The following is an 11,249-nucleotide window of genomic DNA, read 5'->3' as shown; positions in this document are numbered from 1 at the left end:
GCGCGCGGCGCTGCAGGCCGAGCTCGAGGCCCTCGGCCTCTACACCGTTCCGGTGTACCTGGTGGGCGGCGAGCCGTTCATCGGCCGCCAGCACCTGCCCATGGTCGAGTGGCTGCTGACGGGTCGCACCGGGCCCGCGCCCATCTGACCTCGATCTGATATGTCTGGAGCAGCGATGGACCCGCGCCCGTTCACCGTCGACGCCGACGCGCACATCCTCGAGCCGCCCACCCTCTGGGAGGAGTACCTGGAGCCGCGCTACCGCGACCGCGCAATCAAGATCGTGTCGGTCCCGGGCCAGGGCGAGCGACTGGTGGTCGACAACGAGGTCGTCATGCCGTTCGGGCTCGCCGGGCTGGGCGGCGCGGAGCTCGACGCGCGCGATCTGTTCACGAATCCGACGCTCACCTACCTGGACGGCGCGCCGGCCGCGAGCATGCACCCCGCCGCGCGGCTCAAGCTGTTCGACGACTGGCAGGTCGACGCGGGCGTGATCTTCCCGACGATCGGGATCCTCTGGGACAAGGAGGACGACCCCGACCTCGCCATCGCCTACGCGCGCGCCTACAACCGCTGGCAGTGGGACTTCTCGTCGGGGCACCTCGACCGCTTCGCACCGATCGCGCACGTGCCGCTCTACGATCCCGCGCTCGCGCTCGGCGAGCTGCGCCGCTGCCTCAAGCTCGGCTTCAAGGGCGTGTTCGTCGCGCCCGAGCCCGTGCTGGGCAAGCGCCCGTCGCACCCCGACTTCGATCCGCTCTGGGCCGAGCTGCAGGAGAGCGGCCTGCCGTTCTGCCTGCACGTGATCGTCCGCTTCAACCGCAGCGTGAACGCGTTCGGCCAGTGGTTCGATCGGGCGCGTGGCGAGTCGAACATGGTGTTCTCGTTCGGGATGGGCGGCACCTTCCAGCTCATTCCGGCGATCTCGGCGCTGGTCTGCGACGGGCTGTTCGAGCGCTTCCCGCGCTTGAACGCGTGCGTCGTCGAGTGCGGCGGCGGCTGGCCCGGCTACGTGATGGACCGGCTCGACGAGAAGTTCGAGCGCTTCGGCAGCGACGCGATCAAGCTGCGGCCGAGCGAGTATTTCAAGCGCAACGTCTACACCGTGTTCGACCCGTCCGAGCGCGGCATCGATGCGACCCTCGACCTGCTCGGCGAGGAGCACCTGTGCTGGGGCTCCGACTACCCGCACATCGACTCACACCTGAACGCGGCGGACGAGATCCGCGCAGGCGTCGCCGGACTCTCGGAGCGGCGACGCCGCCTGGTGTTGGGCGAGAACGCCCGAAGGCTGTTCCAGATTCCTCAGCGGTCGTAGACGGGGATCAGCCGCTCGCCGATCGTGCGCAGCGAGCGCAGGATGCGCTCCTGCGGCAGCCCCGCGTACTGCACCAGACACATCAGGCGGTCGACGCCGATCTCGCGGTAGGCCTCGATCTTCTTGCGGCACGACTCCACGTCGCCCACGATCACGGAGGGCAGCGGGTCGAGTGTCTCGAAGATCTCCTCGTTCGAGGCCGACTCACCCGCGGCCAGGCGCTTCAGCAGCGCCACGACCGGCACCTCGCGCTGCGCGCCCGCCACGACGTCGCCGCCGCCGCCCGACTCGAGCGAGCGCGTCGCGGACGGGTCGTTGGCCAGGAAGCCGCCGCGGATCTGTCCGTACCAGATCTCGGCCGGCGCATTGAAGATCCTGGGCGCGGTGTTCACGTACCAGCAGGCGGCCGCCGAAGCGCCGCTCTCGACCGCCTCCTTCTTCGACTCGCACACGTGCACGAAGGTGAAGACCGCGGCCTGCCGGTTCACCAGCTTCCCCGCGGGCTCGCGGCACTCACCCAGCCCGCGCCGGTAGTCCTTGAGCAATGACTCCATCTGGCCGAGCGGAGTCAGCAGCGTGGTGCCGAGCGCGCCGGCGCCGAGCGTGCCGGCCAGGTGGAAGGACTCGGGGCTGCCGCAGGTCTGCCACAGGCGCGGGTGCGGCTTCTGCACCGGCTTGGGAATCACGTTGCGGCGCGGGATGTTCAGAAGCGGTGAGTCCCACTCGAACGCATCCTGCGTCCACATCTGCGGAATCATGCGCATGGCCTCGACCAGCTCCGCGCGCGAGGTGGCCGGGTCGACGTGGAAGGTGTCCCACTCGTTCCCGCCCGAGCGCGCCAGCCCGAGCTCGAGCCGGCCGTTCGACAGCACGTCGAGCAGCGCCGCGCGCTCGGCGACCCGCAGCGGGTGGTTGATGCGGAACGGCGCCAGCACGCCGGCGTGTCCCAGGTGGATGCGGCGCGTGTGCTGGGAGAGCGCGGTCAGGAACACCTCGGGCGCGGAGCTCCACGAGAACTCGACCGCGCCGTGGTGCTCGACCTCCCACCAGCAGCCGAAGCCGAGCTCGTCGGCGAGCACCGCCTGCGCGAGCGTCTCCGCGAACAACGCGCGCTCGTGGTCGGGCGGGAAGGGCCGCGCCTTCTGGATCTCGCAGAACACGTCGAACTTCAATGCGCGCCTCGTGTATCGTGCCGTCGGAGGGCAGGGCCGATGAGTGACTGGGAAGTCCGAAGCATCTTCCACTTCACGGTCAACGCGAGCAACTTCGAGCGCTCACTCGCATTCTACCAGACGCTCGGCTTCCGGCTGCTGCGCGACAACCGCGACGTGGTCTGGCCCGCGTTCGTGGCGGCGAACTTCGGCATGAAGCGCGCCCAGGGCCGCGGCGCGCTGCTCGCGCTCGGCCCCGAGGAGCACCACACGCGCCTGGACCTGATCGAATGGATCGAGCCCGTGCTCGTCGACGGTCAGAGTCACTTGCCGATCGAGGAGCGCGTGCCGCGCATCATCGCCCTGCGCACGCGCAACGTGCGCGCCGCCTACGCCGACCTCTCCCGGCGCGGGATCGTCTTCACCAAGCCGCCCGATCCGCCCGACCCGAGAAGCGGCATCGAGGCCGTGGTGCTGTGCCGCGACCCCGACGGCAACCTGGTCGAGCTGATCGAGTACATGCCCGGCGTGCTGGGCAGCCGCGTCGAGCATCTCGAGAAACGGACAGAGGAGGCGGGTCGATGAACCGCGTCGTGCTCACGGGAACGGGTGTCCCGGTCCCCGATCCAGAGCGGGCCGGCGCGGGGACGCTGGTCGAGGTGGACGGCGTCCGGCTCCAGGTCGACGCCGGCCGCGGAACGGTGCTGCGGCTCGCCGGCTCCGGCACGCCGCTGCCGAGCCTCGACGCGGTGCTGCTCACGCACCACCACTCCGACCATCTCGTGGCTCTGGCCGACCTGGTCTTGTCGCGCTGGCTCGCCGGCGCGCACCGGACGCGGATCGTGGCTCCCGCGGGACCGACGGCGCGCTTCGCCGCGCGCGTGCTCGACCCCTGGCAGGACGACATCGCGGTCCGCATCGAGCACGCGAATCACGGCGGCCCGCCCACGGTGGAAGTGACTGCCTTCGAGCCCGCGAAGCAGCCCGTCGAGGTCGCGCGCTTCGGAACAGTCGCCGTCACGGCCGTGTCGGTGCACCACGAGCCGGTGCTGCCCGCCGTGGCCTACAAGATCGAAGGCCCCACCGGCTCGGTGGTCGTGAGCGGTGACACGCGGGTCTGTGCCGAGGTCGAAGCGCTCGCGGCCGGCGTGGACGTCCTGGTGCACGAGGTGCGCTTGCGCTCGTTCGCCGAGTCCGCGAAGGGCACGCGCTTCGAAGCCATCGCCGAGTATCACGCCGACGCCGTCGATCTGGGCGCCGCTGCCGAGCGCGCGCGCGTGCGGCGGCTCGTGCTCACCCACTTCATCCCGCTGCCGCGCGGCGGATACAAGCCCTTCACCGACGAGGTCCGGAAGGGCGGATTCACGGGCGAGCTGATCGCGGGCGACGACCTGACGACGGTGAGCTGGTAGCAGCTACGGTGCCGTGGCTCCGTTCCCCGGCGGAGAGTACGGCTCCTCGCGCGCGATCTTGACCGTCTCGCCGCCCTCGAAGCGCTGGCTCGGCGACAGCCCGTTGTAGATCGCGGTCGGGTACGAGCCCCAGGCGTTGTGCGTGCGGGACGTGAAGCTGCTCAGGTCCTCGCCGGCTTGGGCGCGCTCGATCGCCAGGCGGGTCACGCGCAGCGCGGCGCGGTCGTCGTCGGTCAGCGCGCGGAAGCTGCGCGTGGTGGCGAGCGTCGCCTCCAGGTCCTTGTCTTCGACCGCGGCCCCCATCAGGCGCCAGACGTCGTTGGCAAACGGGATGAACGTGACGATCGCGCGCATCGAGCTGCCCGACACGTCGAGGCGCCAGGCGGGCAGCCCGCCGACCGCGAAGGCCGCTGCCTTGTCGATCTCGCCCTTGCCCTTCACGTTCTCCGCGGCCCAGGCCTCGGCGACCTGGCGCGGCTCGCCCTTCGGAACGTCGTTGGCGAGATACACCACGGCGTTGCCGCGCGGTGACTGCGCGCCCACGGCCTGGGGTGTGTTGGCCTTGGCCCAGCCGCGCGGGAAGCGCAGCTTGAAGCCGAGCGCGGGGTGCACGAACACGTCGGCCAGGAACATGCCAGCCGCGGGGTTCTGTCCGACCGCGAGGCCGTCGATGTGCGCGAGCAGCGCCGCGCGCGGGTCGCCGAGCTTCGGATCGCGCGTCCAGCGCAGCTCGCTCGCCTCGACGCGCGCGATGGTCGCGCGCTCGGACGACAGCGGGTGACTGTCGAAGAAGCTGGCCTCGCGCACGTTGCCCGTCTCGAGCTTCTCCCAGTTCATGAGTGACTCGAGGAAGCGCGCCAGTCCGCGCGGGTCGTAGCCCGCCGCGGCGCACAGGATCTGGCCGTCGTGGTCCGCGCTGCGCTCGAGGTCGCGCGAGAAGGCGGCCGACTGGCCCGCGCGCAGCATCGAGTTCAAAAGCGGGAACGCGCCGCGCGCGCTCTCTTGCTGCGCGGCGGCGTGGCGCTTCACCACGTGACCGATCTCGTGGCCGATCACGCAGGCCAGCTCGTCCTCGTCGTTGGCCAGCACCAGCAGGCCGCGCGACACGAAGATGTGTCCCCCGGGCAGGGCGAATGCGTTCGGCGCGGCCTGATCGACGACCCGGAACTGGTACTCGAAGGGCCGGTTCGGGATCGCGCGCAGCAGCTTGTCGCCGATCCCCTGGATGTACCGGTCGAGCCCGGCGTCGCCGAGCAGGCCGATCTGCGCCTCGACGCCTTTGGCGGCGTCGCGTCCGGCATCGCGGTCGTCGTAGGTCGAGTCCAGGAGCACGGTGCGATCCGCGCGCGCGGCGGGCGCGAGCACGGCCGCGAGCAGCGCGAGCGTGACCGCCGCGCAGCGCCGACTCGTCATGGCAGGCGCTCCAGCCACTCGCCCCCGCCGATCCACTTGGCCTTCAGCTGCGCCAGCTCGCCAGTCTCTTCCAGCGTCTTCAGGTAGTTCGTCACCAGGTTGAGGAACAGCATCGAGTCGGGGACCAGCGCGACGCCGAGCGGCTCGGTCGAGAGTGGCGGGAAGCGCATGTAGAGCCCGGCATCGGGGTGGCGCATGCGCGCCACCGTGCACACCAGCAGGTCGGAGAGCAGGCCGTCGACCTCGCCCGCGAGCAGCGCCCTCACGCCCGCGTCGTTGTCGGGCACCGCGACGAGCTTGGCCTTCGGCAAGTGACTGCGCACGAAGGCCTCGCTGGTCGAGCCCTTGAGCGCCGCGAAAGACAGCTTCGGATCGTCGAGCTTCGCGGCGTCGTCGCCGTCGGCCAGCTCGCGCGTGCGCGTGAGCAGCGTGTTGCCGGAGATGAAGTAGGGCCCCGCGAAAGCCACGCGCGCGTTGCGTTCCGGCGTGATGGTCATGCCCGCGACGGCCAGGTCGATGTCACTGCGCTCGAGCGCCGGAATCAGCTCCGCGAAAGGCATCTCGACGAAGCGCACTTTCACGTTCATGGTCGCGCCCAGCGCTTCCATCAAGTCGATCTCGAGTCCCATCAGCTTCCCGTTCTTGTCGTGCACCGTCATCGGAGGCGAGTCCGCGCTGGTGCCGACGCGCAGCTCGCCCGCCTTCAAGATGCGCGGGATGGGCGACCCCTGGGCGGCAAGATGGGCGGGCCGGTTGCAGCTCGCGAGCGCGAGCAACGCGCAGAGCGCCGCGGCCAGCCCGCGCGTGGGTGCAGAGGTGCGGGGCGAGGTGCTCAAGCGCGATCTCCTTCGGGGTTGGGCACCTATCCTAGGCGAAAGGCAGGGCCATGAAGGCCCGGTGCGCCCGGAAATTCGATCGCTCTAGAGGGTCGTGTGGATTCTTGCTAGGGTTCCCGCCTCGAGAGACGTTCGATCGGCTAGCAGGCCGTCGCCTTTACGGCCCGTATCTGTTCCCCGTCGGACTCCTTCTCGGCCCGCTCAGGGGCTATCGTTCAGACGTTCTGGATGGGAGCCAGAGCAGGTCGTACCCAACGGATTTGGGTTTGCGACGAGGATTCATTCGGAAAATGGGCAACAAGATCTATGTAGGCAATCTTCCTTTCAGCTCGACGGAAGACGAGCTGCGTGAGCTCTTCGAGCGTCACGGCAGCGTGGAATCCGTCAAAGTGATCACCGATCGAGAGACCGGTCGTCCGCGCGGATTCGCGTTCGTCGAGATGTCGGAGCCCAGCGGGGCCACCGACGCCATCCGGGCGCTCGACGGCACTCAGCTCGGTGGCCGCGCGCTGAAGGTGAACGAGGCGCAGGACAAGCCTCGTCCGGGCGGCGGCGGCGGCGGCGGCGGTGGTCGCGGCGGCGGCGGCGGCCGAGGCCCGCGCTACTAGGAGCCTCGGGCGGGAGAGCGCGCAATGCCCTCTCTCGCCCCTCTTCTCCTTCCCCACTCTCCTAACCAACACCGAAGGAGGCCGCGTGGCGCGGTCCAGGAAGATGTCCGTCCAGAAGCGGATGCGTGAGCAGAAGAAGGCCGAGCGGGCCGAGCTGAAGCGCGCGACGCGACAGAGCCCGGACTCCGAGGTACCGAAGGGTGGCCAGGTCGCCGACCGCGCCGACCTCGACAGCTACGGCGTGCTTCCTCCGGCTGCCGACCCGCGCAAGGAACGCTGAGGCCCTCGAGCTACGGGCTCACGCCTCGGGCAGCGCGTCGAGCAGCGCCTGGGCTCGCGCCGCGATCAGCTGCTCCATGATGCGATCGGTGTGGATGTAGAGGCGGTTCCCGAGCACCGCCTCGAGGACCCGCTCCCCGACCCGGTCCGGACTCACGCCCTGCTGCAGCACTCGGGTCGCCAGGCCGAGGCGCTCGGCTCGGAGCTTGCGCTGCTCGTCGCTCAGTGACTCGTTCGCGGGGGGCTGGCTCCGGGCCGTGCGCGCGACGATGTCGGTCGCCACCGGCCCGGGACACAACACGCTGACTCCGATCCCGAACGCGCCCAGCTCGAGCTGGAGTGTCTCGGACAGGCCCACGACCCCGAACTTGGCGGTGGAGTACAGGACGCCGGACGTGGTCGCAGCGAGCCCCGCGCCCGAGGCCGTGTTCACGATGTGTCCGCCCGCGCTGCGCTCGGCCATGCGCGGCAGGAAGGTCTGGATGCCGTTGATCACGCCGCCGAGATTGATCCCGATCGCCCAGTCCCAGAGCTCGTAGGTGAGCTTGGGCGCGGGAGCGCCGCCAGCGACGCCCGCGTTGTTGAACAAGAGTGAGACCGGGCCGAGCTTCCGCTCCACGGCGTCGGCTGCGCGCGCGTACGCGTCCCGATCGCGCACGTCGAGCTCGACCGTCTCGACCGAGCTGACCTCGCCGAGCTCCTTCTTGGCTCTCTCCAGCGCCGCGACGTCGCGGTCGGCCAGCGCGAGCTTGGCGCCCGCGTGTGCGAAGGCACGCGCGATCCCGAGCCCGATCCCGTTGGCGCCGCCCGTGATGAACGCGGTCCGTCCCCGCACATCGGTCATGAAGCCGCCTGCGCCTTGGCCCAGCGGTAATCGGCTTTGCCCGACGGCGAGCGCACGATCTCGTCGCGGAACAGGAACGCCTTGGGCAGCTTGTAGCGCGCGATGTGCTTCTCGCACTCGGCGAGCAGATCGCGCTCGCGGACGGCGCTGCCCTCGCGCAGGCGCACGATCGCGACCACTTCGTTGCCCCAGCGCTCGCTGGGCCGGCCACAGACCACGGCGTCGAGCACCGCGGGGTGTGACTTCAGCGCATGCTCGACTTCCTCGGCGAAGATCTTCTCGCCGCCGGAATTGATCGTGACCGAGTCCCGTCCGAGCAGCTCCAGGATCCCGTCGTGGCGGAGCCGCGCGCGGTCGCCAGGCACCGAGTAGCGCACACCGCCGATCACGGGGAAGGTGCGCTCCGTCTTGGCGCGATCCCCGAGGTAGCCCAGCGGCACACGCCCGCTCTGCGCGAACCAGCCGAGGTCGGCGTCGCCGGGCCGGGCGATCCGCGAGAGGTCCTCCGACAGAACGCACGCGCCGGGCCCCAGCGTGAACGTCCCGGTCGTCGCGCCCGATGCCCCGTTCGAGACGTTCGACGCCTGTGATCCCGTCTCGGACGAGCCGACGGCGTCGACGATGTTGATCTTCGGCAGGAGCTCGAGCAGCTCCCGCTTCAACGCGGCGTTGAGGGCCGCGCCGCCGGAGACGATCGCGAGCAGCGCCGACAGGTCGTAGCTCGACTTGCGCAGCTGGTCGATCAGCGGGCGCGCGAAGGCGTCGCCCACGATGAGCATGGCATGGACCTTCTCGCGCTCGGCGGTCGACAGCACGTCGTGCGGATCGAGCCGGTCGACCACGCTCTGGAACACCACCGTGTTGCCCGCATGGAAGGCGTTGAACGACGCCCAGTGCGCCGCGCCGTGCATCAGCGGCGGGGTCGGCATGGTCTTCAGCTTGAAGCCGCTCGTCGCACGCGTGACGAGCTCGTCGAGTGACTGCGACTCACCGCCAGACGGCGAGCGGCCGCCGAGCGCCCCGACGAAGATGTCGGCCTGTCGCCAGAGCACACCCTTCGGCATTCCGGTGGTGCCGCCGGTATAGAGGATGTAGAGATCGTCGGGCGACAGGCGCTCGCCGACCGGCCCCGCGGCCGCGCCCGCGAGCGCCGTCTCGTAGTCGACCGCGCCGGGCAGCCGTGGCTGGCCCGAGCCGTCCTCGACCTGCAACAGCACCTCGAGCCCCGGCAGGTTCGGCAGGATGCGCGCCAGCGTGGGCGCGAAGCAGGCGTGGTACACGATCGCGCGCGCCTGCGAGTCACGCAGCAGGTAGACGAGCTCCTCGTCCACGTAGCGGTAGTTCACGTTGAAAGGGGCCGTACGCGACTTGAACGCGCCGAGCATGCCCTCGATGTACTCGGGGCAGTTGTACAGATAGAGCGCGACCTGGTCCTGCCCCGACTCCCAGCCGGTCAGCGTGGCGCGCTCGCGGCGCAGCCCGAGGCCGCGGCTGCGCAGGTAGTGCGCGAGCCGGCGGGAGCGCTCCGCCACCTGTCCGTAGGTCAGTCGGCGGTCGCGCCAGATGATCATTTCGCGCTCGGGGATCGCCGCCGCGATCGCTTCGTTGACCTCGCCGAGATTGAACTCCATGCGCGCATCCTGCCCGAGGCCGACGGCACTTGTCACGCACGGGAGCCGCTGAAAAGGTCAGCCGCGCGTCGAGCCGTCGCCCGATTGGTACGAAGCGAAGAGGTGCTTCCTCACGTCGTCGGTGACCGGCACGGCGCCGACGACCACGGGGCGGATCTTGTCCAGGTCGACCCGCATGCCGCGCTGCACGGCGGGCCGCGCGATCACGCGCTCGACCCAGGCGTCCATGTGGGGATAGGGCGCCTCGTTGGGGTAGCCCAGGCCGAACATCTTGATCCACGGCACGCAGGCGATGTCGGCGATCGAGTACTCGCCGGCGAGATACTCGTGCTCGGACAGCGTGCGGTCCAAGAGGCGGCGCAGCCGCTCGACCTCGCTGCGATAGCGCGCGATGGGATACTCGAGTCGCTCGGGCGCGTAGCGCACGAAGTGGTGCAGCTGACCCATCATCGGACCGACGTAGCTCATCTGCCAGAAGAGCCACTGCATCGAGTGCGCGCGGCGCGCGGCATCGCGCGGCAGGAGCCTTCCGGTCTTCTCCGCCAGATACCAGAGGATCGCGCCCGACTCCCAGAGCGTGAGCGGCGCGCCCCCCGGACCCTCCGAGTCGACGATCGCCGGCACCTTGCGGTTCGGACAGATGGCCGCGTACGCGGGCTCGTTCTGGTCGCCCGCGACGATGTCGACCGGGCGCACGCGACAGGGCAGGCCGAGCTCCTCGAGCGCAATCGAGACCTTCTGGCAGTTCGGCGTAGGGCAGTAGTAGAGGTCGATCATCGGGGCAGCTTACTGCAGAGTGCGACTGAGAATGGCTGCCGAGCGGTGCGTCGTGGCTCTTCGGCGCGCTGCAAAGCCCGACGTCTCGGTCGGCGCCGCGGTAGCATCGCCGCATGAAGCAATTTCGCGAACGGGTGGCGGTGATCACGGGCGGTGCGAGTGGGATCGGCTTCGCCACCGCGGAGCGGCTGGCGGCCGAGGGCATGAAGCTCGTGCTGGGGGACATCGAGCCCGCCGCGCTCGAGGCGGCGGTGAGGAAGCTCGAGGCCGGCGGCGCCCAGGTGCTGGGCGTGCGCACGGACGTATCTCAGGCCGGCGATGTCGATCGGCTCGCGCAGCGCGCGCTCGAGCGCTTCGGCGGCGTGCACGTGGTGTTCAACAACGCGGGCGTCGTCGTCACGGGTGAAGCCTGGGAGAACTCGCTCGCAGACTGGGAGTGGGTGCTCGGCGTCAACCTCTGGGGGGTGATCCACGGGATCCGCACCTTCGTGCCGATCCTGTTGCGCCAGAACCAGCCGGGTCACGTGGTGAACACGGCCTCGATGGCGGGCCTCACCTCGAACCCCGGGATGGCGATCTATAACGTGACCAAGCACGCCGTCGTGACTCTGACCGAGACTCTGCACGGCGACCTCGCGCTGCGCGGCTCACCGGTGAAGGCATCGGTTCTGTGTCCCGGCTTCATCAACACGCGCATCATGGACTCGGCGCGCAATCGCCAGAGCGACGCGGCGCACGACCCGCCGACCCCCGAGGCGAGCGCGCTGGGCGCGTCGATCGAGCTGGCGCTGCGCGAGGGCGTGAAGCAAGGCTTCGCGCCGAGCGTAGTGGCGCAGCGCGTGTTCGAGGCGATCCGCGACGAGCGCTTCTACATCTTCGCGGCGCAGCCCGAGATCTTCGCTGCGGTGGAGCAACGGCTCGACGAGGTTCGCGCGCAGAAGAACCCGGTCACCCCCACCGTCCTCACGGAGTGACTCGCG

At 70.0% G+C, this 11,249-nt stretch carries 12 protein-coding genes; 6 read left to right on the top strand and 6 right to left on the bottom strand.

Going from position 1 to position 11,249, the window contains the following annotated elements; translation table 11 throughout:
• Positions 1-175: 175 nt before the first annotated feature.
• Entirely contained in the window at positions 176-1,318 is a 1,143-nt protein-coding gene (locus tag VMR86_13880) for an amidohydrolase family protein (GenBank protein ID HTO08134.1), read from the top strand.
• On the opposite strand, the gene VMR86_13875 is transcribed toward VMR86_13880, so the two are convergent.
• A complete protein-coding gene (locus VMR86_13875; protein HTO08133.1) occupies positions 1,306-2,490 on the bottom strand; it encodes an LLM class flavin-dependent oxidoreductase in 1,185 nt (394 codons plus the stop codon). The two genes, VMR86_13880 and VMR86_13875, sit on opposite strands and share 13 nt — an antisense overlap.
• 39 nt (positions 2,491-2,529) lie before the next feature.
• Here VMR86_13875 and VMR86_13870 point away from each other — a divergent pair, with 39 nt between their 5' ends.
• Positions 2,530-3,054 carry a VOC family protein gene (locus tag VMR86_13870; protein HTO08132.1) on the top strand — a complete coding sequence of 175 codons (525 nt, stop codon included), beginning with the start codon at positions 2,530-2,532 and terminating at the stop codon, positions 3,052-3,054.
• On the top strand, positions 3,051-3,881 hold the full coding sequence (locus VMR86_13865) for an MBL fold metallo-hydrolase (protein HTO08131.1): 831 nt from the start codon (positions 3,051-3,053) through the stop codon (positions 3,879-3,881). Before VMR86_13870 ends, VMR86_13865 begins: the two co-directional genes overlap by 4 nt.
• Positions 3,882-3,884: 3 nt before the next feature.
• On the opposite strand, the gene VMR86_13860 is transcribed toward VMR86_13865, so the two are convergent.
• Together VMR86_13860 and VMR86_13855 are read right to left on the bottom strand one after the other, a co-directional pair.
• Positions 3,885-5,294: a M48 family metalloprotease gene (locus VMR86_13860; protein HTO08130.1), complete on the bottom strand. Its 1,410-nt coding sequence runs from the start codon at positions 5,292-5,294 to the stop codon at positions 3,885-3,887.
• Complete coding sequence (locus VMR86_13855) at positions 5,291-6,130, bottom strand: transporter substrate-binding domain-containing protein (protein HTO08129.1); 840 nt, start codon at positions 6,128-6,130, stop codon at positions 5,291-5,293. Before VMR86_13855 ends, VMR86_13860 begins: the two co-directional genes overlap by 4 nt.
• A 290-nt stretch (positions 6,131-6,420) precedes the next feature.
• On the opposite strand from VMR86_13855, the gene VMR86_13850 reads away from it, so the two are divergent.
• Positions 6,421-6,738, top strand: a complete 318-nt coding sequence (locus VMR86_13850; protein HTO08128.1) for an RNA-binding protein — start codon at positions 6,421-6,423, stop codon at positions 6,736-6,738.
• Positions 6,739-6,859: 121 nt separating this feature from the next.
• Positions 6,860-7,018: a hypothetical protein gene (locus tag VMR86_13845; GenBank protein HTO08127.1), complete on the top strand. Its 159-nt coding sequence runs from the start codon at positions 6,860-6,862 to the stop codon at positions 7,016-7,018.
• An 18-nt stretch (positions 7,019-7,036) separates the two neighbouring features.
• Here VMR86_13845 and VMR86_13840 read toward each other — a convergent pair whose 3' ends face one another.
• The 3 genes from VMR86_13840 to VMR86_13830 are packed head-to-tail and all read right to left on the bottom strand — an operon-like array spanning position 7,037 to position 10,269.
• Positions 7,037-7,861: an SDR family NAD(P)-dependent oxidoreductase gene (locus VMR86_13840; protein HTO08126.1), complete on the bottom strand. Its 825-nt coding sequence runs from the start codon at positions 7,859-7,861 to the stop codon at positions 7,037-7,039.
• Entirely contained in the window at positions 7,858-9,492 is a 1,635-nt protein-coding gene (locus VMR86_13835; protein HTO08125.1) for an acyl-CoA synthetase, read from the bottom strand. Before VMR86_13835 ends, VMR86_13840 begins: the two co-directional genes overlap by 4 nt.
• A gap of 57 nt (positions 9,493-9,549) precedes the next feature.
• Positions 9,550-10,269: a glutathione S-transferase N-terminal domain-containing protein gene (locus VMR86_13830; protein HTO08124.1), complete on the bottom strand. Its 720-nt coding sequence runs from the start codon at positions 10,267-10,269 to the stop codon at positions 9,550-9,552.
• 113 nt (positions 10,270-10,382) lie between these two features.
• Here VMR86_13830 and VMR86_13825 point away from each other — a divergent pair, with 113 nt between their 5' ends.
• Positions 10,383-11,243 carry an SDR family NAD(P)-dependent oxidoreductase gene (locus VMR86_13825; protein HTO08123.1) on the top strand — a complete coding sequence of 287 codons (861 nt, stop codon included), beginning with the start codon at positions 10,383-10,385 and terminating at the stop codon, positions 11,241-11,243.
• Positions 11,244-11,249 lie beyond the last annotated feature (6 nt).

It is taken from the genome of Myxococcota bacterium (assembly GCA_035498015.1).
Taxonomy (GTDB): Bacteria; Myxococcota_A; UBA9160; order SZUA-336; family SZUA-336; genus VGRW01.
The sequence above is the reverse complement of the archived record's forward strand: the minus strand, read 5'-3'. Positions and strand labels throughout refer to the sequence as shown.

Coding starts and splice junctions, on each gene's coding strand:
- VMR86_13880 (HTO08134.1), top strand. CDS start 176: ATGGACCCGCGCCCGTTCACCGTCGACGCCGACGCGCACATCCTCGAG.
- VMR86_13870 (HTO08132.1), top strand. CDS start 2,530: ATGAGTGACTGGGAAGTCCGAAGCATCTTCCACTTCACGGTCAACGCG.
- VMR86_13865 (HTO08131.1), top strand. CDS start 3,051: ATGAACCGCGTCGTGCTCACGGGAACGGGTGTCCCGGTCCCCGATCCA.
- VMR86_13860 (HTO08130.1), bottom strand. CDS start 5,294: ATGACGAGTCGGCGCTGCGCGGCGGTCACGCTCGCGCTGCTCGCGGCC.
- VMR86_13850 (HTO08128.1), top strand. CDS start 6,421: ATGGGCAACAAGATCTATGTAGGCAATCTTCCTTTCAGCTCGACGGAA.
- VMR86_13845 (HTO08127.1), top strand. CDS start 6,860: ATGCGTGAGCAGAAGAAGGCCGAGCGGGCCGAGCTGAAGCGCGCGACG.
- VMR86_13840 (HTO08126.1), bottom strand. CDS start 7,861: ATGACCGATGTGCGGGGACGGACCGCGTTCATCACGGGCGGCGCCAAC.
- VMR86_13835 (HTO08125.1), bottom strand. CDS start 9,492: ATGGAGTTCAATCTCGGCGAGGTCAACGAAGCGATCGCGGCGGCGATC.
- VMR86_13830 (HTO08124.1), bottom strand. CDS start 10,269: ATGATCGACCTCTACTACTGCCCTACGCCGAACTGCCAGAAGGTCTCG.
- VMR86_13825 (HTO08123.1), top strand. CDS start 10,383: ATGAAGCAATTTCGCGAACGGGTGGCGGTGATCACGGGCGGTGCGAGT.